This window comes from Granulicella sibirica (assembly GCF_004115155.1).
In the GTDB taxonomy this organism is placed as follows: Bacteria; Acidobacteriota; Terriglobia; order Terriglobales; family Acidobacteriaceae; genus Edaphobacter; species Edaphobacter sibiricus.
Genome location: NZ_RDSM01000005.1, coordinates 179,515 through 204,944, shown reverse-complemented (window position 1 = coordinate 204,944; position 25,430 = coordinate 179,515). Strand labels below are relative to the sequence as shown.

Below are 25,430 nucleotides of genomic sequence, written 5' to 3'. Positions count from 1 at the left end.
ACTGCGACTCAGCCACTTAATGCAACAGAGCCCTTTGAAGTGATGCGAGCCTTGCGCAAGGGGCAAGCGATCGCCTTCAACTTCACCCGCGACATCTGCGGCGAGGCACAAATGATCGAACGTGCGTTCGGCATCGGAGCTTCTGCGCTCGCAGAGGCTGTCAAGCTCATCAGCGAAGGTCTTGAAACAAAGACAGCTTAAATTGCGAGATCAGAGAGAACTCGAGCCCAAGTCAGGGCGCGAAAATTCGCAACAGAGCCGTTTCGTTCGGCCCCATCTTCCTTCCGCTCTCTATCACCACTGCGCTTCGCGGTAAATTCCTTCACTATGTAGAGGTTCTGCTCATCCTCGCCATGGTTCGTCTTCGGTCATGCGTAGACTTGATGGAACGTAACACTCTCTTCCATGTGAAGTTGTCTTCCGCTACTAAATGCGGACTATGGGAATATCCCGCGTCAAGCCGAGGCGGGCTTCGCAAAAATATTCGAAGCGGATGCCGAAGGTTCGGCGGGTCTGGATCCAAGCACGCTGAAAGCGGGGGCTGCGCGCCCAGCGCATGAACATGATGGCCCAGCCGCGGTTGTCGGGATGATCCCAGTAGTCGTCCAGCCGCAGGTCGAGAAAGACATCTTCCATCAGCTGGATGAACTTGAGGGCCATGCAGAGTTCGTCGTCATGGAGGATGACGAAAGATCCGGCCCGCGGAACCTGGGCCTGGTGAGTTGTCATCAGTTCGGTGGCGAAGGCTTGCAGGGCGACTGTGTTCGCGCACTCGGACCATAGGTTCTGCATGGTCTGGGTGTGGCGGAGGAATGCGTCGTTCGAGACTGTCTTGGGAGCGAAGACATCACTGAGCCTTTCCGCGATCTCGAGCGGGTTTGCTCCGGGAGCCGTTCCACGGAGAGCGTAGCGCACGATGTGGAGGCCGAGCTTGCGATAGCTCTCGAACTGGCCCTCGGTGAAGAACTGATCGGAGGTGGCCTCGTGAGGAAAAGATGGATGCGCGGAGCGATACTGGGCGATCCCGATGTCTTCGTCTCCGGTGACGGAGGCCTTGAGATAGAGAAGATAGCCGATGCTTCCGTTGCTGTACTTGATCTTGCCGACGGTGCAGTGCTCTAGGCTGCGGCCCTCCTTCCGCTCCCGAATCGCTTTGACATCGATGTCGATGATGGCTCCGAAATCCGTAGCACAGATGCGGACGAGGTTTCCGAGCCCCCCGAACTCGAGGTCTTCATCGCATTCGGCGTCGCTTGCAATGATGACCTTGCAGCGCCTGCGGATGAGCTCGTAGACACCTAGATTTTCAAAGTGCCCGCCGTCTGAGATGTCGAGGAACTTTCGATCATCGCTTGCGATGCCGAACAGCTCCTTGACCAGATAGAAGAAGCTAGTTGGCAGGAGCTTTTCCATCCAACGGGATTGGCCGGGGTTCGGGAACCACCATCCGAGGCGGACGTTGAACATGGTGAGGAGGAGGGCGACGAGGGGCGAGGTGTTGTAGCCCATGTTGGAGCTTACGGCGGCTCCGGAGATGGCGACGGCCTGGCCGAGGAGGACGCCTCCGGCGAAGGATGGTGCCTGCTGGTCAGGACGGCTGAGGCCGGTGGGAGCGTAACCGACCCTGGGGCGGTCGGCTCCGCAGCGCAGGGGTGTGAGAGAGAAGGAGGCGCTGTGGCGGCTGCGGATGGAGAGGTCGGTGCTTCCGGTTAGGTTAAGGGTGCAGTTGAAGATGGGGAAGGGTCCGCGGAAGTCGTTCTTGAGATCGCTGAGGAAGATGTCATCGTCGAAGTCGAACTTGGTGAAGGGATGGGGCCGGCGCACCCCGGGCGCCCAGCGTGTGGCTCCGAGATAGCAACGGACGAGCCGGTTGCGATAGAACTGGCTGAGGCCGAACAGGTTAATGTCGAAGTACTTCGAGAAGAGCCAGGTGAGGAAGGCAGCGACGAGAAGAATGAGCGCGAAGATCCGTCCCGCGGGAAACGTCCACTGCGTAAGGTGAAACGTACATTTGAGGGGAAAGAACGGTCCGGTCGAGAGATCGTCGAGGGTCTTCCAGTAGTTGCCCGCTACGTCGTTGGTGGCCAGTTTGACGAGGAGGAGATAGAGGACGAATGCGGCTCCGATACTAAAGCTGAGGATGAAGACGAGGGCTCCGATTTTGGCGCAGAGCTCGAGCCAGAACTTTTTGCCGGTTCCCTCTCCACCGGTTGTCTTGCTGCTCTTTCCGGCGAAAAGACCGCCTCCGATGGTTGTGATGACGCTGCCGAGTCCTGTTAGGATGCTCTTCCAGTCATAGGTTTGCCCGCCGGATTTTTTCGCAAGCCATAGGATGAGCTCCGGCCCGAGGACGGCCGCGGCGGAGAGACCGAGTCCGACGGTGGCGAAGATGGTGAGCCATGCTCCATAACGGGTCCACCACTCGCGCTGCGGCTCGTTCGAGACGCGGCCGGAGAGGCCGATGTAGAGGACGACGCTGAGAGTGAATGCGGTGAGCACAAGCGCAGGACCGAAGACGAAGGCGAAGGAGTCCATGGCGAGAAGGTCCGGCTTCGATATTAAGTTGAGGAAGAGGAAGAGGATGGCACAGAGCACGAGATAGAGGACGATGGCGCACAGGATGCTGATCCAGGCGGAGCGCCAGAGGCGGCGGCGGATGGGGCGCGCGTCCACGATGTGAAGCTTGATTCTTGCCCATACGAGCTCAAGGCGGGTCTGAGTGGGCGTGGCGGGGCAGGCGTCGCCGCTCTCGTGCCCGGCCTGGGCGTTGTGTATCTCAGCCTTTCTGACCTCGACGGCGGCCTGCTTGTGCGCGGCGGCGTCCTGGGGAATCTTGTTGGCGTCGGCGGGACTCATGGACTCGCTGCCGGGCGCATCGACGAATGCGGTGGGGACGGTCGGCTTGAGGGCGAACCAGGCGATAATGGACATGAAGACGAGGTCGCCGACGGTGATCCACCGTAGGAGCTTGGGCGACCCAACTAGGATGTGGGAGTACTGAAGAGTCCCGAAGCTCGCCAGCCAATCGATGTCGTGAGCCTCCGCCCAGAGGATGGCCGAGAGGAGAAAGGATCCGAGCCAGGCGGGGAGGACGAGGTACAAAAGAAGGCGATGGCTGGCGCGTGGATCCTTACCGTTCTCCGTTCTGTTCCAGATGAAGTTACGAATGATCCCAAACATGACAAGCAGGCCAAGAAGACCTACGACGGAGCCGGCACGGTCCAGCATGCCTCCCCGCAAGGTAGCGAGAGACACGAAGCCCATGCGGGCGGCGAGGACTAAGAGCAGCAAGGTGAAGAGGGTAACGAGGCCAGAGAGCTGTACGAGGAAGGTATTGCGGATCCAACTAGCGGCGAGGACCCAGGTATCCGCGCTGAGGATGCCGGTGATGGGGGCGAGATAGCTGGAGTAAGCGCGGAGGTGGGTGACGGACTCGTCCCAGCAGGTTGTTTTGCCGAGCCAATGGCGGGTGCGCTGTACGTTTCCGACCAGCCATGCTCCGATGAAGCCTCCGCCGGAGACGGTGGAGATATAGTCGACCTGGCGGAGGAGATCGAAGCCTTGGAGGCCCTGAAGCACGCCGAGATTGAAGCTTGCGCTGCGGACGCCTCCTCCCGAGAAGGCGAGTCCCACGCGGTTGTGGGGCTCGACCCCGGTGATGAGGCGCTGGGCCCAGGGGGACTGCTTGCACCGGCATGGAGGCGTGTCGGGCGGTGGTGGGACTAAGTCCATGTAGGCGCGGCGCTTCCTCTGCTGCTCGAGGAGGGTGAGTTCCTCATTAAAGACGGGCCTCCAGGGCCAGGTTCGGGGCGCCTGGTTGGCGGTGCCGTTGTACATCTCCGGAATGAGCGCGGCGAGCTCGACCTCTTCACTGATGGCGACGGCGTTCTGGGCGAGATCGCAGACAAAGTCAAAGATGGAGCGAATGATCTCCTGCTGATCGCGAAGCCGTTCGGCGAGATCATCGTCGGCGTGCAGGGTGGCATGGAAGCGAAGGAGCTGAGTCCATGGCGCTCGCGCGTATGTTACGGACGCCTTGCCGGAGACTTCGGCGCGGAGGAGGCGGGCGATCCAGTAGATATCGGCAAGGGCGAAGCGCGCTGCGACGGGATCCTGGACACGGAGGGCGTCGGTGCCGCGGGCCTGCTTCCTCTGAAGGGGAGAGAGGCTATGCCATGAGGGCAGATAAAAACTGACGCGCGCGTCGAGCCATTCGGTCAAGCCTTTGGTGATGCGGTCGAAGCGCCGATGCTGATTCTCAGCTTCGGTCCGCGCCCTAGCCCTTGCATGGTCCTGCTCGGCGGTGGTTGGAATGGAGGGATCGTACTTCTGCCACTCCTCAGTGATGAGGCCGCGAAGCCAGAGCTCGTACTGCGCGGACTCCCCCGAGGCGTGGCCCTCGGCAGCGGCCGGGTCTTCGTGGAAGTCGTCGAGGAACTGGAGGGCCTCTTTCCAGACTCCGCGCTGCAGTTCTAAGAATCGAAGGAACTGTGCGGAGCGGAGGGCTAGGGCATCGGCATCTGAAACGCTTTCGTGGGCGGGGGTGGGCGGGGTTGCGATGTGGAAGAAGCGTGGGTTTGTCTCGCTGGCAGGAGGCGGCGGCTGGTTGGGCGCGGAGCGGGTGCACGGCTGGGGACCGCGGCGGGCGAGGCGCACAGCGGGCCAGTCGATGCCGCCCTCCTTCTCAACGAGCCTGCCGGCGAGCATGCGGACGCCGAAGTAGAGATAGGCTCCGGCATAGCGGAGAAGGGCCTCGCGAGCTTCGCCCTCGACCAGAAGACGGAAGCCTGGGGGAATGAGTGTGTCGAGGACGGCGGTATCGTAAAGACCGAGCTGGAGGCCGATCTCGAGGAGGGTGAGAGCATCAAGGGCCTCGTCGAGCCTGCGGCGCAGGTCGAGATACGAGCGATCGTCGCCAGAGCGGAACCCGACCTCGTCGTGAGGGTGCAGGATGCGGCGGAGCTCGCCGATCGGGGTCCGAGCGAGGGTATCGAGGATTTCGAAGTGGTCGTTCATTCCGAGTTGGTGCAGCAGATTGTTCTTTGGCATGTGTGTACTCAACGACGACTCCAGGTTCGACCGCTTCAGAAAAGAGGTGACCCATGCTAGCGGAGGCAGGCCGGTTGCAGGAAGGGCCGTCCCTCACCCTCCGCCGTGGGAGTGGGGGTGAGGAACGGGCCGGTGGGGGGGCTACTGGTGCTTTGGTTTGGGGGCGGCGGGTTTCCTGGTTGTGATCTTTGAGGTGGAGTTTGAAGACGTGGTGGGGGTTGTGGCGGTTTTGGGAACGGAGTACCGGCTGGAGTTGCTGGTGAGTTTCGCACCGGTGGCGGAGGCGTGGTTCGCGATGAAGGTGAGCTGCGAGCCGGCTGGGATCGCCTGCGCTGGGAGGGTGAGGGAGAAGGTAAGCTTGGCGGGGGATGAGGTGGTTGTGGTTGGCGAGAGGGTGACGGATTTGCCATCGGGCGGAAGGGCGGTTGCGGTGAGTGTGGCACCGGTGAGGTTGGTTCCGGTGACCTCGCCGGTGAGTGTGGCTCCGGGTTTCCAGCTAGCGGGGTCGGTATCCTTGTCGATGGCGACGGCGGTGAGCTGCGGTGCTCCGGGTTCAAACTGGAGCGTGTAGTCGTAAGTCGAACTCGTGAGCTGTTTATTTGCGCTGCCGCTGTCGCCGCCACCTGGTTCGTCCGAGGGATCGACGGTGCGGGTGACCTGGAACGAGAGTTTGGCTCCGCTCTCGAGCGTCTGGAGTAACTGGACGCTGAAGGGGATGCTGCCATCTCCAGACTTGAGCGGATCGGCAATGATCTTGCCGATGTAGCAGTCCGTATCTGCGGTCGTGCCGTCGGCCAGAGTGATGGAGGTGATGGCGGGAGTTCCGGCGGTGAGGAACTTTCCGGTTACGGTGGCGGTGAGGGTCTTAGGAGCGTCGGTCAAGGTGCAGCCGGGGGGCGAGGCGACAGGAGTGCCATCGGACGGGGTGGACAACGTCCAAAGAGCCGCACCCGTCTTCTCGTTGTCGAAGACGACCTTGTCGATGATTGGGGGAACAGCGTTGGTGGCAACTGTCATGATGCCGCGAACGGCGATTTTGACAGAGTTCAGGCTTGCATGCTGGAAGAGGTTTTTCTCGCCGCGGTATTTGAGGCACAGGTATTTGTTATGAGGAGATGGCTCGGTCTCGGCAGCGTCACAAACCTCCTCCAGAGGCGAGCCGATGTCCGTCAGAAGGTTGGCGATCTTCCTCTTTGGATCGGTTTCGATGTCGACCGGTGGTGGTTGGTAACCAGTGATGTTTGCTGCCCGCCTATCGACTGCGTCGGCGAGATCGAGCAGCATGTCGATGACCGGTTGAAGGTCCTTATTTGTACGCGATTTACTGACGGGTTGCAACCACGCATTGAGAAGCGCCTCGGGGGAGCTTAGGAAGATCGCTGGGTCCCTCAGAAAAAGCTTGTTGAGCGTGGGATAGAGGAAGGTCTCGAGGGGAAAGAAGGCGTAGTAGGACCCGTGGTCATCTTTTGCGACGGCGGTGGTGCGGTCTGTGCGATAACCGAAGGAGAGAATATTTTTCTCCTGGTCGATGCGGCGGTCAGGCCAGGCATTGGTCAGGTTCTGGACGAAGGCGCTGTTGTAGGCGTTGATGCCCTTGGAGGCCTCGCCGCTTACCAGGAAGGCATACCCTGTCGCCACCTGGCCTGCGAGCGTAAGACCCTTGATCATGCTGTTGCGGACGGACCAGACGGCATCGGCCTCGTCCTGTACTTCCACGTCCAGCGCTCCGACGGTGGCTACCTTGCCGGATTCGGTGCTGGCGGTTCCGTTATCGTCCTGCTGTTTGCCGGCTGCCTGCCGATTTGTTTTCTTTGCGACAGTGTTAGCATCCCTCGCAGAGGCTGCGGTGTCCTTTGTAGCTGCTGCCGGGTCCTTCTGGGTTCCGGATGCTTTGGCGGTGGTCTGAGTATCCTGCTTATTCAAGACGCCGCTAAGCGCCCAGTCTCTGTAGTCGAAATAGATGTCGTGCAGAATGAATTGCTGGTTGTCACATTTGTTCGAGACGGTGGTCTTGACGACGGCATAGTGCTTTCCGACGAAGCCGCCGAACTGCATGGCAGCGAGCTTTTCGGCGAGCAGGACGGCTTCGACGTGGATACAGTCGCTCACGTTTTTAGTCGTGGTAGCGGTCAATTTGATGCTGTTGCTTGAGTTTTCCGCCGGGGCGGCCTTGGCGGCGGCTGCGAACGCAGGCGCAAAGCTCAAGAGAAAAACCAATACGACGAGAAGAGAGCGGGAGCGGCTGTGCATCTGCGTATACCTCCATCTGGATAATGAGATCGGGGCCCCGGGGAGGCGTGCTCTCCAACAGATCAGAGATACAGACACGTCTGCGCTGTTATGTCCGAAGGGGCCGATCCATTACTCGGCGAACGCAGTTTTTTTGGGGCTTACCGGAAAGACCGGAGGGCAGGACCGCGCGGGCGTGGAAGCTACGAGCGGCTTACGTAGAAGCTGTAGTCTTTGAAGCTCTGGGGATCATTCTCATCTTGCACCTGGAGGTGGTACGGGCCTTGGGAGAAGATGGAAGCTGGAACGGCGATCCTCGCCGGGGCCGACGACGCGAGTTTCGGTCTTGAAAGGCTGCTTGTCCAGAGATGGCGTCCCTCGGAGCTGACGATCGCAAGGGAGTACTGGGTGGTGGCGAAGAGCGGCTCGATGATGAACTCGATGCGCACGACGCGGACATTGCTGCGAAGGCGAAGCCGGGGTACGTTGCGAGCATCGCGGGTGATGGCGGGCAGGGTAAGGAAGGCCGTCTGTACCGCCTCGGGATGCGGGTCGGGCGTGGTGACCGCTGACGGTTTGTTGACTTCTTCCACGCCGCGCGCCGCTTCGGGGCTGCGCAGCGTGTTCTCCGCCGGCGAGGCGGAGGTGAGGACGGCCTGAAGACGGGCCAGCTCCGACTGGTTTGACGCGGCGATCTGAATCTGTTGGCTGAGCCTTGTCCGCACATGAACGAGGGCCGCGGCGAGCAGAACCGAGGCTGCGGTGGCGGCCAGAGCCGCGCCTTTCCAGATGTTCGCGCCCCGCCTCCAGCTATCGTTGCCTCGCCTGGTATCGATAGGGTATGGAGCGTGGGCGGTCGTGGGCGGATATTCGGCCTGGCTTCTGGCATAGAGAATCAGGCTTTCGGCAAACTCGGTTCTCTTTCTGCGGTCTTCGGTTACGAGGAAGTGGTTGATGAAGCCGTCCTCTTGCTCCTGGGAGAGCGCGCCGAGAAGATGATCGTCGATCAACTCATCCTCAAGGCGATGCAGGTCCTCTCCAAGGCGCTGGAGGCGGGAGGCGTCGGCGCTGCCGGTTATGATCGACTCTTCGACGTCGGCTTCCTCCTGCTCGTTCGCCATGCCGAGCAGAAAACGCCGGTACGTGTTTTCCGGTAAGAGGTTCAATCGGGCCTCTTAAACACTGTGTCTTTCCAGCCCATTATATTTCGCTTTTGGCGGTGCATATTTCGACGCATCGGTGGGTTGCGTTCCGAAGGCGGAAGACTTTGATCCGAAGAGCGTTGAGGGCGACACCGAGCTCCTGCGAGAGGGCTTTGCGGCCGTCGATCTTAGCGCGTTTGTCACTAGAGTAGTAGCGAAGGAGAATGGATCGCTCGGCGGGGATCAGGTTGTCAAGACAGCGCTCGAGACAAGACGAGAGGAGTTCTTGTACGGCGCCCGCGGCGAGGGATGGCGCAGGAATTTCCAGATGCCCTTCGGGGATGGGTCCAACGGGCATGCGACTTTCGCTTCGACGCCACTCGCGATAGACATTGCGAGCGACTCCGCGAAGATAGACGACAGGCTCGCCCTGAAAAGAAAAACCTGCTTTGCCGATTGCCAGAGAGGTCCGGTCCATGGTGATGTCCGCGAGGTCTTCCGGCACGGAGCAACCGCGGTAGCGAAAGACGAGGATGAGTTTTCTACGTAGCTGCTCGTATTGCGCAGCCCCGTCGCCTTCGCCGCGCGCGAGCCAGCGCAGAAGGGTTTTCATCCCGTCTGAAGTTACGATGCCAATCCTCCAATCCTATCTGCGCAATCTATATATGAGGAGCCCGTTTCGATCGATGAGATAGCAAATTAGTTAGTCGTAAGGCAGGGGAAGGGCGGACAGAGGTATTCTGGCATTGTGCGCGGTGGGTGTCCATAAAAATTAGGTGCCGAGAGATAGGCGAACGGAGTGAGTACAGTGGAGGAACGAAATTTGTTCGTGAAAGACCTTTCCTGAGTTATTGTATCTTCTGAATAGAATGCGGCAGATGCGAAGTTCGTCTAAGAGCGATACTTGGCGGCTTGCCTTCTGGTGCATCTGATCTTCGTTGATTGAATTGTCGAATTTAGATTTTCAGCTATTCGGCCCCCTGGGATTTTCACATTTCACAATCTAACTTCCGAGCAGAGATCGAAAGCCTATGGCTCACGGAAATAGCCCCGAGCTTGTTGGAAACGGCACGTGGGGCGTGTATGTGTACTTCGCGGCGGATGTACCGATTCCTGCGATGACTGCCGCGGCACGGGAGACGCTGCAAACCTTGATTTCGGTTGGTTCCACGAAGACCATCAAGTTCACCGCGATGATCGACCTGCCGGAGCGAAGAACCGAGTACTACATCGTTCCCGAGCCGCCGGAGAAAGCTGCGCGGTGGCCGGTGCTTCCGGACCGTTTCCGTTCGAACGTCAATTCAGCGGCCATTGACACCGTTCGGGACTTCTTCGCATGGTCGACGAGAAACTGCCCGGCGGACAACATCGCCCTTATCTTCTGGGGGCACGGTTACGCGCTCGATGACTATGATCCGCGAGCGAAGACAAAGCGGGCGGCGACCGCCTTCCCGGGCGACACGGGAAACGAACTCAAGCTGCTGTATGACGACACGCATAAGTCGGTGCTCAATAACCGCGACTTTGCCAAGGCGATCCGGGACTATACGCGGCAGTTCAACGGGGGCAAGCCCGTGCAGATCGTCGGGCTGGACTGCTGCAACATGGCCATGGCGGAAGTTCTGAGCGAGTTACAGGACGTGACCCAGTATGTCGTTGCTGCGGAGACCGAACTGCCCTTTCAATCGTGGCTGACCCGTCCGGCCCTTCAGAAATTTGTGACAACCGCCGTAACTGGACCTCGCGACCTCGCGGTCAGCGCGGTGAAGAGCTTCATCGGGCTGACGGTCGGCTCTCCCAACAGCTATGACAGTTACGTAGAGCTCTCGGTCTGCGACTTAACGAACTTCGGAAAACTGGAAGCCGCGATGAGCGCGTTCGCCGAGGTTCTCACGGCGGAGATCAAGAGGCATGACATCCGCAGAGCCGTGGCGCAGGCCTGGTATAACGACGTGACCTTTCTCCCGGATGGCATGATCGACCTCTCGTCGTTCTGTAGAAATCTGGAGAAAGCGCTCCCTCCGGGAGATGCCCGTCTGAAGAGCGCCGCCAGTGATGTCTCGGAAGCCGTGGAAGGCAAACTTCAGGGAGACGGGACCAGCATGGGCGGCGTGGTCGACTTGGCGGCCTTTGCACCCAGCCTCTCCGGACGAAGGATAGCGCAGTCGCGTGGTATTTCTATCTGGTTTCCGCCGTGGATCCAGTTTCCGGGCGTGCAGTATGAGCAGCAGGACCGGTCGAAACGATACCTGGCTCGTGGCTATTCCCAAACAAGGTTTGCCATCGCCACGGCGTGGGATCGCTTTCTGCACGAGCTCTTGCGAGTAACACAAAGTTAGGGGGATCAATGTTTGGTGTATCGGAGACGGAGAGCCAGGCGAAAGGCAAGGGCGTCGGCGGCCCTCAGGGACGCGGCGCAACCGGCAGCGCGAATGCCCCGCAGAACGATGACCCATCCGTCTGCGTGAGCCCGGGCAGAGCAGGAGTCGTCATCCGCGCCTACGTGGAGCACGTTGGAGTGGTAGGCGAGACGGAGTTGACCGTGAACGTGAAGTGGCCGGCGACGGCTTTCTGTGTTAAGCCAGCGCCCTATCCTCCCGACATACCTCCAAACCCGCAGATAACTCCTGGAAATGGACCGCAGTCGCAAGCGCCTGACTTCGACGTCATCTTTGGCGAACGATCGGCGGATCCTAGTCCTTTCGAACTAGCGGAGCAAGCTTTGGCCAAAGAGAAGGAGGCGTTCGCCAAAGACAAGGAAACCTTTCTTCAAGAGAGGCAGGATTTCGCTCAAAGGACGGCGGCCTTCGAGGCAGCCGCAGCGAAAAAGTCAGCGAAAAAAACGACCGCAGCGAAAAAAACTGCGAGCACCTAACCCGCCGGGGGCGAACAACGGATTGTCGTACCATGCGCTTATTCTTCATCTCGTGCCTTCTCTCCCTGTTCTGTCCAGCGGCTTGCACCGGAGAGTGCCCCGCTGTCCTGTCGAACCTTGGCCCTGGCGAGGGCCGCCCGGTCGTCACCCAGCCAGGGCATCGCGTCACCCTTTGCCTCAGCTCCTTCAACTCCAGCGCGGAGGATCTCCTCCTCGACGCGTCTGCACCCGATCTCCGCTACCGCGTCACCGGCACCGATGACAGGGAGTTCGTCTCCGGACGCACCTCCACCTTCGGATGGGTTGTGCTCCCGCTCCCCCCTGCTCTCTCCGGCCCGCTCGACGTGGAGTTAGAAGACGCGAACGAGTCGCTCGTCGAGGTGCGGGTGCGTGTCGCCCGCGTCTCGTCTTCAGGACCCTCGACGCCGGATCGCGCGTCTGCCGCTCCCGACTTCAACGCGGCGCAGACGATGCACCGTTCAGTGCGGGCGAGCGATCTCGTACAGGCCATCGATCTGTTCCAGCAGGCGGCGCAGAGGTGGTCGCTGGCGGGGGACGGCTACGGGGAGGCGCTGGCGCTAGGAGGCGAGGGGGAGTCGCAGATCGAACTCAGCCGTTACGGAGACGCAAAGCGAACGTTGTTGAGGGCGCTGCGTCTGGCTGGAAACGATGCTCCACTTCGTGCGTGGCTGCTGCATCTTGCGGCGCGTGTGCTGTTCGATCAGTACGACGGCAAGCCGGCGGGGGCTTATGTCGCTGAGGAGGTGCAGCTCGCAGAGAAGACGGACGATTTGTCGTTGATTGCGATGGCGCGGACCGATCAGGCAGGGCTCGCTTTCTGGTTACGCAATCCGAAGATGGAGGAGGTCGAAGAGAGGGCGCATGCCGCGGCGGTAAGGGCCGGGGACCCGGAGACCCTCGCTCTCGAGATGCGATGGAGAGCTTGGGTTGAAGAGTATTACGAGAGAATCGGGCGCGGAAGGAGCGAACTGAACGAATCTGAAGCCTTTTTTCGTGATGCGGGCGATCCGAGAGGTGCGCTTGATGCGGTGGTTGAGGTTGCGGAAGCGATCAGCCTGGATGGAGATTCTTACTCTGCCTTGACGACGTTTTCGAAGCTCGACCCTTTGATTCAGAGCTCCGGGAACTCGATGGGGTGGGCGTCGAATCTGATCAATATCGGGACGCGATACCAGGAGCTGAACAAGCCGAAGCTGGCTCAGATCTACTTTCAAAAGGCGGAGAGGGTGTACGGCAGAGCGGGCATCCGGTACGGCTTGATGCTGAGCCACAACAACCTTTGCGAGATCGACCTTACCTTGCATGAGGCGGCGCAGGCGGTTGCGGAGTGCCGGCTCTCACTCGTCTTTGCGCGTGAGTTCCATGACGCGGCTTTCACCGGAGACGTTCTCTGCGACCTTGGGATGGCGGAGCGTACAGTGGGCAACAATAAGCTTGCACTCGAAGAGTTGCAGCTCGCGGCACGCTATGCGCGGAGCGTCCAGGATCCAAGATACGAGTCGGTGGAGCATATTCAGATTGGCGAGATCAAAGAGCGGCAGGGAGACCGGGCGGGGGCTCTGGCAGAGTTTCGACGAGCTGAATCGGTGAGCAAGGGGGTCGCATCGCCGGGCAATCTGCTTGAGGCGCGGTACGCGGTCGCGCGTTGGTATGCGAGTGCCGGACAGTTCAGCGAGGCCGAGGATGCGTTGCTACCTGCCCTGGAAGCAATCGAGGGTACGCGCCGCCAGGTGGGCAGTAGCACGCTGCAGGCCTCTTACTTTGCGGCGGAGCGTAAATGTTACGAGCTGGCGATCGATCTAGCGATGCGAGCGTCCATAGTGCGCTCAGCTGACGAGGGCGGTGCTCGTGGGCTGGAGGCAAGTGAGCGGAGCAGGGCGCGGAGCCTCTTGGATGTGCTGAGCGCGAGAGACAGCCTACAGGGCCGCCAGCGGGTCGCGGCCGAAACTCGGCATGTGCAGGCAAAGGCCGCGGTGGAGACCGCCTTCGATCACCGGTTGAGGCTTATGGGAGAGGATAACGCGAAGCGAAAGCTAGAATTGAACTCCGTGGAGATGGCGCAGGCATTGGCAGATCTTGAGCGGAGCGAGGATGGGATGCTCTCGCTGGCGCGGGATACGCCCTCTCCCGCGCCGACGCTCTCCGCCGCCGCGATCGGCAGTGCAAGCGCCACCACCGGCACGGCGTTCTTGGAGTATTCGCTCGGCTCCGAGCGGAGCTACCTGTGGGTGATCGAGGCGGGAGAAATGAAGAGTTATGGCTTGGCGCCGCGGGCAGATCTTGAGCGAATGGCGAGCATGTGGCGGGCCGCGCTGAGGGTGCCCGGGGTAAAAGCAGGGAGCAGCGCCGACCGAAGATTCCAACTTCTTTCAGCTCGTTTGTCATGCGCTTTGCTGCCAAGCTCAGTCCACGCGGCACGGATGGTGATTGTTCCCGACGGTGCTCTGGCGACACTGCCGTTCGCAGCTCTTCCCGGCGAAGGCTGCTCGAAAGCTGCGGAGTCCAGACCTCTTGTCGCTGATCACGAAATAGTGCTGACCCCTTCGCTCTCGGTCTTTCTGTCTGAAAATGCGGCCCCGGCAGGCAGAGTTTATCAAGGTGAGGTTGCGATCGTCGCCGACCCGGTCTTCGACTTTGCCGATCCACGGGCGTCAGGCCTTGCGGGGCAGGGGCTGCCTACGGGGCAAGGGCCAACGGCGGCGGCACTGTCTAGGATCATGAACGCCGGGTACGAAGCTAGTGCCATCCAGAAGACGGTTGAAAGGACAGCCGGAGCTAACCGTGTATTCCTGGCGCAGGGTTTCGATGCGAGTTTAGACACCGTGCTCAGTCCCGCCATGCGGGACTACCGTATATGGCACCTTGCGACGCACGGTGTCTACGACGATACGATGCCCGAGTTTTCGGGGCTGGTCTTCTCGCTTCTTCGACCAGACGGAAGCCCGCGCTTCGGCTTCCTGAAAGCCCCCGATATCGCGGAGCTAGATATATCTGCGGAATTGATCGTGCTGAGTGCGTGCGACTCCGCCGCTGGAGAGTTCCTAGGTGGGGAAGGGGCGATGGGCCTAAGCTACGCATTCATGCAGGCTGGAGCAAAAGAGGTGATTTCTACGCTTTGGAGCATTGATGACAAACGGTCCAGTGCGTTGATGATCGGTTTTTATGAAAGTCTGATCAAGAACGGCGGTAATGCTGCGGCAGCTCTGCGTGAGACACAATTAGCCGTATCGCGCAGACCCGAGACAGCAGCCCCGTACTATTGGGCCGCCTTCGAGTTGACAGCATCAGGCTCAATCGGCCCTCATGCGTTCCGGGATAAAGTGGTTGTCGCGACTCCCTTGATGGGAACGCAAACTCAGACGCCTCTATCCGCTCTACGGGCCGAACGTTGAATTTCCGGTAAACAACTTCCAGTTAGTTCCTGCGGCTCCCGAGCACTCATCCTTACCAAGCCCATGCCTTTCAGACATTTCAACTTGGCGGAGAGGTGACACTTCTACTTGGGCGGTAATACCCAATGTTGTAGCTCATTAGAAATGACAGGGTGGCTAGCGCGTTAGAAATGTCAGTATAGAGCCGTAGCCGTCGTGCTGTGGGAATGTGTGAAATCGCCGCACTTGGCGATTTTGCATATTTCCACAGCTTTGGGCGCTGGCGGTTTTTCGACATAGTCTGGCCCATAGAGCTTCCGCCCGCGCTTCATGTACCCACCCTTGGCGCTGCTGGTCAGCACCGTAGTCGGACGCTTGAGTTCCTGCTGCGCCCTGACGATCGTCAACGCATGACTCAGACGCTTATTCTCGATCGTTGCCGTATGGCTCACCCGCTGGTCTCTGCTGAAGACCCCGTAGGGAAGCAAGTGGCCTTTCCAGCGCACCTCGGGCGGTCGATCGGCGAAGTCGTAGACCTCGACATACTGGCCAGGCAGCTTGTCGGCAAGCTCACTGCGCTCCAGCAGGATCTGCCTGCGATCGTAAGCCAGGCTGAGCTGCTGGCTCACATGACGCAGCTCGCGATGGCACAGGATGTCGGTCAGCTGGGAAGCCTGCACGTTGAGCCTTCGGTGCAGGTTCTCGGTCCTTGCTGGGGCAAGCGCGAACTTCTCGTTGAACCGCTCTAGGAACCCTGGCAGGAACTCGTTGCCCGCAGCCATGTCGCTACTGTTCGCCAGCCGAAGCTCCTTCACCAGCCGATCCTGCAGGGTGCGGTTGGCTCGCTCCACACGGCCCTTGGCCTGGCTGGAGTTCGCGCACAGGATCTCGATGTTGAGCTCTGCCAGTGCGCGGCCGAACTGCGTCATGCCCTGGCCGCCCTTCGCATCTGGCTTGTTTACGCGGAAGACCGTGTGCTTGTCCGAGTAGAACGCAACAGGGCAGCCGTGCACCTGCAGATAGCCTTGTAGCGCCTCGAAGTAGGAGTCCGTGCTCTCGCTTGGCACGAACCGAAGCTGCGTCAGCTTGCTCGTGGCGTCGTCGATGAAGACCAGCAGCGTGCAGGGCTCGCCACGCTGCTCGAACCAGCGGTGATCACTGCCATCGATCTGGACCAGTTCACCATAGCTCTCACGCCTGAGCCGCGGCTGGTGGAAGGTTCTTCGTTGCGTTCGCGACAGCCAGAGACCTTCGGCCATCATCCATCGCCGCAGCGTCTCCTTACCGATCCGGAGCTGATGCTTATCCAGCAGTACCTCGGTCGCCAGCGTCGGCCCAAAGTCCGCATACCTGGTCTTGACTAGCTCGACCGCGTAGTTCCGGATGCCTTCGTTGTGACTCCGGTTCGATATCCTTCCACGCGCCTTGTGGATCAGCCCGCTGCCGCCGTCGGCCTCGTACCGGGCCAGCAGCCGAAACGCCTGGCGCGCGCTGATCGCGAGCACGGCTGCTGCCGCAGCCACCGTCCGACGCCCAGCCCGCACGTCACTCAGCACTTCGATCCGTCTTAGATCGCGCTCGCTCATAGAAATCCATGCCATCCTTAGAACCTGACAGTTCTAATGAGCCCGACGGGGGTGCGGACGAAAAGTTGGACTCTTTGGAGGTAGTCCATGTATTCCTACGAAGATCGCATTCGGGCGGTTCGTCTCTATGTAGAGCTCGGCAAACGCGGCGCAGCTACCGTCCGTCAGCTGGGTTACCCGACAACCAGGGCTCTAAACAGATGGCATAAGCAATACCAACGAGGTCATGATTTACCCGCGGGCTATGTGCGTTTGAGGCCGAAGTATTCGGCTGAGGAGAAGCAAGCGGCCGTGGATCACTATCTGAATCATGGTCAGTGTCTGGCCTGGACCTCGAAATCTCTCGCATATCCCGGGCGCGGGACGCTGGCAGGGTGGGTCGATGAGCAGCGGCCCGAAGCCAGAAAACGCATTGTTGGAAAAGTCGGAGCTCTCCCTCAGCCTCGAGAGACGAAAGAGGCTGCAGTCATCGAGCTGTGCATGCGACAGGAGAGTGCACGCGTCATTGCTCAAAGGGTAGGCGTGAGCAGGCCCACGTTGTACAACTGGAAGAATGAGCTGCTCGGTCGTGAGGTTCCCACAACGATGAAACGCCACAACGACCCACCGCTTGCTTCTGAGCGGACAGCCCTGGAAGGGCAAATCGAATCTCTCCAGCGCGATATCCAGCAGTTGCAGCTGGAATACGACCTCTTGAAGAAAGCCAATGAATTACTAAAAAAAGATCTGGGCATCGACCTGCATCTGCTGACCAACCGGGAAAAGACGTTGTTGGTTGATGCCCTGAGACAAACTTACCCGCTGTCGCAACTCTTCGGTGCCCTGGGACTCGCCCGCAGTTCCTACTTTTATCACCGGGCACGACTACAAGTCGCGGAGAAGTATGCCGGCCTGCGTGATGTCATTACCGAGATATTCAAAGGGAATCACTCCTGTTACGGCTATCGCCGGATGCGAGCGGCCCTGGTTAGACGGAATATTTCTCTCTCAGAGAAAGTCTTGCGGCGTCTGATGAAACAGGAAGGTCTGGCAGTTTCCACTGCGAGACGCCGTCGCTACGGATCTTACCTGGGAGAAATCAGCCCTGCTCCAGAGAACCTCATCAACCGCGACTTTCGGGCCGCAGCCCCGAATGAGAAGTGGCTCACCGACATCACCGAGTTCCAGATCTCAGCCGGCAGGGTATATCTATCGCCGATCATCGACTGCTTTGATGGGTTGGTGATCAGCTGGTCGATCGGCATGCGTCCAGACGCCGAGTTCGTGAACACCATGCTGGATGCTGCCATCGAGACGATGGCCAATCGTGACAGCCGACCTGTGATCCACTCCGATCGCGGTGCTCATTATCGCTGGCCTGGGTGGCTGACACGCATAAGCGATGCAGGCCTCGTCCGCTCGATGTCGCGTAAAGGCTGTACCCCCGATAACGCAGCCTGCGAAGGCTTCTTCGGGCGACTAAAAACGGAGTTCTTCTACTCTCGGAACTGGAAGACTACGAGCATCGAGCAATTCATCAAGGAAGTTGACGCTTATATCCGCTGGTATAACGAAAAGCGGATCAAGATCTCACTTGGCTCACTCAGCCCTCTCGAATATCGGGAGAAACTAGGACTTGCAGCATAAACAAGTCCAACTTTTCGTCCGCACCCCCACTTACGACATTATTGCTTTGCTCCTACACCTCGGCTATACGTAATCCTCATTATCAGACGTTCCCCGAACCCATCAAATGCCATTGTTCCGATTAGCGCAATGCGGTACAGTTCAAGCATTACAACAACTTTGAAGTTTTGCCGTCTTGAGGCAGGACCTTACGCGCTACTAAACGCGTCAGGGTCGTGGTGTACCGCAATTGCGGTGGCATCTTTGCATCCGGAAAGGCAGCGAGGAGCAGCATGAGCTTTCTTTCGAGACCAACACGTTTTTCACTTGCCGCAACGGCGGTTCTGATCGGATCTACGATCGCTGGGGCTCAAACCTTCCGCGGATCGCTTACCGGAACAATTTTGGACGCTTCGGCCAGCGCGATCCCGAATGCAACAGTCCAGTTGACCAACCCATCCACGAACGAGGTATTAGCCGGCAAAACAAATGGCTCGGGTGACTTTAGCTTTCCCGAGCTATCCGTGGGCACGTACAAGCTTTTGGTCGTTGCGCCCGGTTTCTCCGCGAAGAGCCTCGACAACATTGCTATCGAAGTTTCCAAGGTGAACCATCAGCAGATTTCGCTCTCGGTTGGTTCCGAGTCGACCGTTGTGAACGTCGAGGCTGCTGGGGTCACAGTCGATACCACTACTAGCTCGCTGGTCGCCGTTGTCGACTCCAAGTCTGTGCAGGAAATCCCTCTGAACGGCCGTAACTTCACCCAGATGATCAAGCTAGCCCCTGGCGTTAGCCCCTACAGCAACACAGTGAACGGCTCGCGTACTGCCGGCGTGAACTTCCAAATCGACGGAGCGGACAACAATGACCCGTGGTCGAATGCAGTTGCTTCGAACCAGGGCGGTATCGCAGGGATAGCCGGAGGCCTTATCCCGATCGAGGCAATCGATCAGTTCTCCCTGCAAGCGGCAGGCGAGGCGGATACGGGCCGAAATGGCGGTGCGAACAGCAACATGGTCATCAAGGGCGGAACCAACCACTTCCACGGTGACGTCTTCTACTATGACCGTAACGAACTCTTCGCATGGCTCAGCCCGTCGGTAGCCAAGGGCAGCCGAATTCCAGAAATTCGTAACCACCAGGGTGGATTTACCTTGGGCGGGCCCATCTTCAAGGACAAGACGTTCTTCTTTCTCGCTGGCGAAGTGCAGATCGCCCAGGCAAACAACAGCCTTGCCGACACGGTTCTGAACGACACGTGGATCAACGCCGGAAAACTAATGCTGGCTAATCATGGCTCGGCAGTCAATACCGTTTCCACGAACATGTACGCCCTGCTGTTCCCGGCAGTCAGCCGCGCAACGACCGGTTACCTGAACCAGTACCAGTCCAACGGCGTCAATACCTACAACAGTTATAACGGCATCATTAAGCTGGATCACAATTTCAGCGATAAGTACACGATCTCGGTGCGCTATCTCGGTACAACAGGGGCTCAATCGGCAGATGTGGGTTCGCACTTCGCGGACTACTTTGAAACCGCGCCGATGCACATTCACAATGTCTCAATCGTCCAGACCAGCACCTTCAGCAACAAATTCTTGAATCAGGTCACCTTTGCCGCCTCGTCCTTCCTGCAGGTCTTCAACGACCGGAACCAGAGCTTCGACGTGCAGGGCAACGGCCTGCCGCTTGGCCTGACGGGCCAGTTGGCGCACGGCGCACCGAAGTTCGCGATCGGTTCGTTTGATTACACAGGCGCAACCGCCCCACTGGGTCGTCAGGATGTTACCGGTCACGTGACCGACCAGATGCACTACACGCTGGGCCACCATGACCTCAAGTTTGGTGGCGAGTATCGTCGTGCGAACCTCAACGTGGCTTACTTCGTCAATGGCCGTGGGACGTTCACGTTTGATGGTACCCGCGGGGGCTGGACCAACGCGGACTGCGCGGCGGCGGGTCTCGACACCGGCAACGCCTCTGCTACAGGAGCGAACTGCTCCACTGGCAAGCAGGTTGCTGACTTCCTGATTGGGCAGACGAGCGTAACGGCCGGCGCACAGATTCTGCGTAATAATCCGCAGCGCGTGTATATCGTCAACACGTTCGATGCCTATGCCGCAGACAACTTCGAGGTCAACAAGCGCCTGACATTGAACTATGGCGCGCGTTGGAGTTACCCCGGTGTGGTGAATGACGATCGTAACTCGATCTACAACTTCACCCCACAGCGCGGCTATTTCAAGGCTCCGCTGTACGCGAGGAACACGGGCAACGTCGCACCGCGTGTGGGCTTCGCCTTCACGCCGTTCCGGGATTCCCCTGCAACGGTCGTCCGCGGTAACTTCGGGTGGTTCTTCGATCAGCCGACGGTGGGCCAGTTCGTTTATAACAGTGTCGGAAATGGCGCAAGTGCCGGTATTTTCGGCTCTCCTGGAGACGCCAATGCAGCCATCAACGTATCCAGCAGCACGTACACCCTTGGCACCTCGTCCTTCCCGGCCGGCGTGAGCTTCGGTGCGAACGGTCAACCCACTACATCCCTCGGGATCCTTGCCATCAATCCCAACTACCGCGCTGCCTACATGCAGAACTACAACCTGAACATCGAGCAGCAGTTCGCGAAGAACATGCTCGTGACCGTTGCCTACGTCGGCAGTGTCGGACGCCGTCTGGCGTATGTTGCGGATCTCAACCAGATCCCCGTGACAACAACCGCAGCAGCCCGGGTTCGTCCTTATGCATCACAGTATCCTTACCTGACCGCCATCAACCAGGTGAACAGTGGCGCAACATCAAATTACAACTCCCTGCAGTTCTCGCTGAAGCAGGCTCAGTGGCATGGTGTCTCGGCTACGCTGTACTACACATGGTCGAAGTCTCTGGATGATTCCTCGAGTGCCACCACTCCCATGAACACCCTGAACCTTCGCCAGGACTGGGGTCTGTCGACCTTTGACGTTCGCAACAATGTGTCTGGCTTCGCCAGCTACGCTCTTCCGCACTTTACCAGCCGCGCTCCTCGTCTCACGCAGGGCTACCAGGTGAACGCTCTCTACTCGTTCGCAGGTGGGACGCCAATCAACATCCTCGTCGGAACCAACACCAGTGGATCGGGTGAGGCAAGCCGTGATCGTCCGAACCGCAACGGCGGCGTGATTCCATATGTATCTCGCGTCACCACGTCGACCGCCACCTCGCGTTCGTACTCGTACCTGAACAAGGCGGCATGGTCCGCGCCGTCCAGCGGCACCTTCGGGAACGAGCGACGCGATAGCGTCCAGGGACCAGGCTTCGGTGACGTCGACCTGTCGTTCTTCAAACGCACACCGATTACGGAGCATATCAACACAGAACTTCGTGCTGAGATCTTCAACATCGCAAACCAGGCGAACTTTGCCAACCCCAGCGGCACGCTGACGTCTTCGGCCTTCGGTGTCTTGTCCGCAACACGTAACTCCTCCTCTGCCCCCGGTCTGGGAGCGGGCGAGCCGCGCAACATTCAGTTCGCTTTCAAGGTCAGCTTCTAACGCTGCAAACTGCCCACACGAAGCGAGCCCGGTGTATTCTGCTTTCATTGCAGGGTGCATCGGGCCTTCTCTTTCGCCCAAAGCCACCTTTGACTGGGAGTAATTCAGTGACTCGTTCGCCCATCAAGCTTTTGTCGGTCGCATGCGCGGCTGTATTGGCATTCGGAACAGCCGCACATGCGCAGGACGACGGCGACAAGGTCGATCTGGCTACCCTGAATGCCATTAAGACCCAGGCGTTCCAGAACTCGCAGGTGATGGAGAACCTCTACTACCTGAGTGAGGTCTATGGCCCTCGCGTGAACAACAGCCGCAACCACCGCGCCGCGGCCGACTGGGCGATGAAGCAAATGAAGGCATGGGGTCTACAGAACGTACACCTCGAGAGCTGGGGGCCCTTCGGCTATGGGTGGCAGATCAAGAAGTTCTACGGCGCCCTGGAGAATCCGGCATACGCTGCACTGATAGGCTTCCCGCTAGCGTGGACGCCCGGCACCAACGGCCCCGTCACCGCGGACGCTGTCTTCGCCCCGCTGCACACGGAGGCAGACTTCGCGAAGTACAAGGGCAAGCTGAAGGGCAAGGTGGTGCTCTTCTTCGATCCGCGAACGCTCGAGATGCATACGGATGCGGAAGCGCACCGGCTGACCGACGCGGAGATCGACGCACGCGCGCAGACGCAGGATCCTTCGCACACCGGCTTTGGCGGGCGTGCTGGAGTAGTGGCCCCGCGTCCCGGCGACATCACCCCTTCCACCTTCTCCACCGCCGCGGGCAGTGGCATGGTGCTGCGCAACAAGATCAACGCCTTCTTCAAGGAGGAGGGTGTGCTGGTGGCCGTAACGCCGGGCTACAACGGTGACGGCGGTACGGTCTTCGGCTCTTACGGTGGATCGCAGAATCCAAACGACCCGGTCGGGCCGCCCATGGTCGCGATCACGCCGGAGCAATACAACCGCGTGGTGCGCCTGCTCGACCACGGCGAAACGCCGAAGTTAACCTTCGACATCCAGGTGGAGTACCAGATGGACGACCAGAACGGCTTCAACGTCATCGGCGAGATCCCCGGCACCACGAAGCCGGAGGAAGTCGTGATGGTGGGCGGGCACTTCGATAGCTGGCAGGGCGGCACCGGTGCTACGGACAACGGCACCGGATCCTCGGTCGCGATGGAGGCCATGCGCATTCTCGCTACCACGAAGAAGCCCATGGCACGCACCGTCCGCGTGGCGCTGTGGGGCGGTGAGGAAGAAGGACTGTACGGCTCGCTGGCCTATGTGCAAAAGCACTTCGCGCCGCGCACCACCATGGTCAAGACGCCGGAGTACGACAAGCTGGACGTCTACTTCAACGACGACAGCGGGAGCGGCCGCTTCCGCGGAGTGTCAGCGCTGGGTAACGATCAGTTGGCGGCTATCTTCCGCTCATGGATCGCACCGATCAAGGACCTGCAGATCACAACGGTCACCGGCGTCACCGCAGGCCCAACGCTTACGCCCGGCGGTACTGACTCCACGTCGTTCTCGTGGATCGGCTTGAATGGCGTTGGTTTCATGCAAGACCCGCTGGAGTACGGTACCCGAACCCACCACAGCAACATGGACCTCTACGACCGTGTGCAGAAGGGTGACGTGATGCAGGGCAGCATGATCGAAGCCTGGTTTGCCTACAACGCAGCCACCCGCCCCGAGATGCTGCCACGCATCCCGACGCCCGCGCCCGATCCCAAGGCAAAGGGCTTCTAACGGCTTTCTTGCGCTAACTCTACAGGGGCCGAAAGGCGCAGGCCAATCTATGGGTCAGGCTGCTCCAAAGGGCGCGAGGCCAGACCTCGAATCGAAGCTGGGGCGAAAGAACCCGCGTGTATGCGCTCGAGCTGGTCACCGGGCACGATAACTTCGGGCAGACGATGGCGGCAAGAAAATAGCCCACTATAGTTGTACCGCTATGCAACTTCGCAGGCCTCGTTCTCTCGGGGGAAAGTGTAGCTTTTGCACACAGCAGAGCCGCCCGCGATGTCACAGAATGATGTCTCGACCTCCATTGGAGCAAAGAGACATGGCAGATAGGAAATAACTCATTCGGGCCGTGCCGCGTCGTGTTTCAACGGAAGACCGGGATCTAGCTCGTTGTCTGGCCGAGGCCAGATTCATGGAACGGCGACGGAAGGCACAACCCGTGGAATGGACCTCTCGGGTGCAATCTCAGGCTTTCCTGCGCTGGGCTTCTGCTGTCCCGGCTTCAGGTGCAGAGTGCTTTGGGCAGCTTCGCTGAATGTGCCTCGCTTCGCTCCGGATCCCGACTGCAACCAGTACAGCCACGCCACGGAGACGAGGATAATCAGGACAACGAGCATGATGGCAAGCCATAAAAAACTGCTTGATCTGTCTCCCGAGCCTTTCAACGTTCTCCGGCTAGAGAACTCTTTGCAGCGGAATCTGTCTTTCTTGGCATGGATTGAGCCTACGTCAACAGCACGGACAATTCCCAGTCCCCGGTCGGTCTCATGCGACCGTGAAAGCGCCGCAGCGGGAAAGTCAACGCCAGGAAGAATCAGCCAGAACAGCGAGACAAGTTCTATAGTCGATCCAGGAGCAAATCTCTGGAAGTCTACCTTGTTGACGGTACGTACGAGCTGTTCCGGCACTACTATGCACTTCCTTCCGCATTCGATAGAGAAGGCCGGGAAGTCGCAGCCGTACGAGGTGTGCTCGCCTCAATTCTAAAGATGATCGAGAATGGAGCGACGCACATCGCTGTGGCAACAGACCACGTCATCGAGTCCTTTCGCAATGATATGTGGCCTGGATACAAGACCGGAGCAGGTATCGAACCTGATCTGCTTTCGCAGTTTCCTCTTTTGGAAGAAGCGCTGCGATCACTCGGAGTGGTGGTCTGGCCGATGGTGGAGTTCGAAGCCGATGATGCCCTTGCTGCCGGTGCTCTCAAAGCAGCCGAAGACCCTGTAGTGACCCGAGTCGTCATCTGCACCCCTGACAAGGATCTTGGTCAATGCGTGCGGGGAACGCGAGTCGTTCAACTGGACCGGCGGAAGGGATTGATACGCGACGAGGCAGGCGTTGTCGCAAAATTTGGAGTTCTTCCGGAATCCATCCCTGATTTTCTGGCTTTGGTCGGAGACCCGGCAGACGGCTATCCAGGCCTCAAGGGCTGGGGGGCGAAGTCGACTGCGTCCGTACTGTCACATTACGGAAAGCTTGAGGCAATCCCAAATGACCTGCGAACCTGGACAGTTCACGTAGCGAATTCCGGAACCCTGATTCGAACCTTCGAGGAGCAACGAGATTTGGCTTTCCTGTTCCGTGACCTGGCCACACTTAGAACAGATATTCCACTCTTCGACTCTATTGAGGAGCTCAGGTGGAGGGGACCGACGGCCGAGTTCCCTGCCCTTGCTGCAAGGCTCGACTACTCTCTCCGTTCCAGCAAATGAAATACTCAGGCTGACGGCCGATGGCACCACTCGCTCCGGACATAACCCAATATCGGAAGTGCGTTGCTCCAGGTTTTTGGAGGCTTTGTCGGTCTTTGCCCCATGGCATACCGCGCGGGTTTGGTCGAACTTGCGGATCACTTATGTAGATTTCAGGAAGGATGGCAAAGAGGACAGATTCTGAGAAGTGAAATCGGCAAATAGACCGAGTTCTTCGGATGGCATGTTGAACCTGTTTACCCAATAGGTTGGGTGGCCAAAAGCCTTCGCACCCACCGCATCCCACCCGCCGAATGCCGCGAACGCGATCTCTTTCTTCCGAAGATGAAATGCATCGAGGCTCATTTGGTAAGCGGAAGGATCGGGCTTGAACGCCTTCACGTGATCGGTGCTGAGCTGAAAGTCAAACGCCGATTCCAGACCGGAGGCTTTCACGCAGGCGTGCATCATTGCGGCGGTCGTGTTGGAAAGAATGGCCAGTCGAGTACCTCGCTCACGAAGCGTCCGGACCATAGCGGCGACTTCGGGCCACGGCTTGAGTTCCAGATACTACTTGCTCATATCG

Annotated in this window: 12 protein-coding genes and 2 pseudogenes; 8 read left to right on the top strand and 6 right to left on the bottom strand. The window is 59.3% G+C overall.

Features of this window, described 5'->3' with window-relative positions:
• Window positions 1-201 (top strand): annotated as a pseudogene (locus GRAN_RS25645) (hypothetical protein); the annotation flags it as partial.
• A gap of 225 nt (window positions 202-426) precedes the next feature.
• Here GRAN_RS25645 and GRAN_RS23290 read toward each other — a convergent pair.
• The 4 genes from GRAN_RS23290 to GRAN_RS23275 all read right to left on the bottom strand — a co-directional run bounded on the left by GRAN_RS23290 (window position 427) and on the right by GRAN_RS23275 (window position 9,033).
• The gene (locus tag GRAN_RS23290) at window positions 427-5,049 is read right to left on the bottom strand and encodes a patatin-like phospholipase family protein (RefSeq protein WP_206662837.1); all 4,623 of its coding nucleotides are present in this window, start codon (window positions 5,047-5,049) and stop codon (window positions 427-429) included.
• Between the two features lie 141 nt (window positions 5,050-5,190).
• Window positions 5,191-7,299 carry a hypothetical protein gene (locus GRAN_RS23285; RefSeq protein ID WP_128915468.1) on the bottom strand — a complete coding sequence of 703 codons (2,109 nt, stop codon included), beginning with the start codon at window positions 7,297-7,299 and terminating at the stop codon, window positions 5,191-5,193.
• A gap of 182 nt (window positions 7,300-7,481) precedes the next feature.
• Window positions 7,482-8,444, bottom strand: coding sequence for a hypothetical protein (locus tag GRAN_RS23280; RefSeq protein ID WP_128915467.1), 963 nt, complete (start codon window positions 8,442-8,444; stop codon window positions 7,482-7,484).
• A 34-nt stretch (window positions 8,445-8,478) separates the two neighbouring features.
• Window positions 8,479-9,033: an RNA polymerase sigma factor gene (locus tag GRAN_RS23275; RefSeq protein WP_128915466.1), complete on the bottom strand. Its 555-nt coding sequence runs from the start codon at window positions 9,031-9,033 to the stop codon at window positions 8,479-8,481.
• A 418-nt stretch (window positions 9,034-9,451) separates the two neighbouring features.
• On the opposite strand from GRAN_RS23275, the gene GRAN_RS23270 reads away from it, so the two are divergent.
• The 3 genes from GRAN_RS23270 to GRAN_RS23260 are packed head-to-tail and all read left to right on the top strand — an operon-like array spanning window position 9,452 to window position 14,708.
• Window positions 9,452-10,759, top strand: a complete 1,308-nt coding sequence (locus GRAN_RS23270; RefSeq protein WP_128915465.1) for a clostripain-related cysteine peptidase — start codon at window positions 9,452-9,454, stop codon at window positions 10,757-10,759.
• 8 nt (window positions 10,760-10,767) lie between these two features.
• On the top strand, window positions 10,768-11,295 hold the full coding sequence (locus GRAN_RS23265) for a hypothetical protein (protein WP_128915464.1): 528 nt from the start codon (window positions 10,768-10,770) through the stop codon (window positions 11,293-11,295).
• A 32-nt stretch (window positions 11,296-11,327) separates the two neighbouring features.
• On the top strand, window positions 11,328-14,708 hold the full coding sequence (locus tag GRAN_RS23260) for a CHAT domain-containing protein (RefSeq protein ID WP_128915463.1): 3,381 nt from the start codon (window positions 11,328-11,330) through the stop codon (window positions 14,706-14,708).
• A 293-nt stretch (window positions 14,709-15,001) separates the two neighbouring features.
• On the opposite strand, the pseudogene GRAN_RS23255 reads toward GRAN_RS23260, so the two are convergent.
• Window positions 15,002-16,288, bottom strand: a pseudogene (locus tag GRAN_RS23255) (ISNCY family transposase); the annotation flags it as partial.
• A 72-nt stretch (window positions 16,289-16,360) separates the two neighbouring features.
• Here GRAN_RS23255 and GRAN_RS23250 point away from each other — a divergent pair.
• From GRAN_RS23250 to GRAN_RS23235, 4 genes are all read left to right on the top strand, one after another.
• Complete coding sequence (locus tag GRAN_RS23250) at window positions 16,361-17,899, top strand: IS3 family transposase (RefSeq protein WP_128915461.1); 1,539 nt, start codon at window positions 16,361-16,363, stop codon at window positions 17,897-17,899.
• 272 nt (window positions 17,900-18,171) lie between these two features.
• Window positions 18,172-21,411, top strand: a complete 3,240-nt coding sequence (locus GRAN_RS23245) for a TonB-dependent receptor (RefSeq protein ID WP_128915460.1) — start codon at window positions 18,172-18,174, stop codon at window positions 21,409-21,411.
• A 107-nt stretch (window positions 21,412-21,518) separates the two neighbouring features.
• A complete protein-coding gene (locus GRAN_RS23240; RefSeq protein WP_421800873.1) occupies window positions 21,519-23,156 on the top strand; it encodes a M28 family peptidase in 1,638 nt (545 codons plus the stop codon).
• 857 nt (window positions 23,157-24,013) lie between these two features.
• A complete protein-coding gene (locus GRAN_RS23235) occupies window positions 24,014-24,865 on the top strand; it encodes a 5'-3' exonuclease (RefSeq protein WP_128915459.1) in 852 nt (283 codons plus the stop codon).
• Window positions 24,866-25,006: 141 nt separating this feature from the next.
• Here the strand turns inward: GRAN_RS23235 and GRAN_RS23230 are convergent, their stop codons facing one another.
• Entirely contained in the window at window positions 25,007-25,411 is a 405-nt protein-coding gene (locus tag GRAN_RS23230) for an HAD-IA family hydrolase (protein WP_277751249.1), read from the bottom strand.
• Window positions 25,412-25,430: the final 19 nt, after the last annotated feature.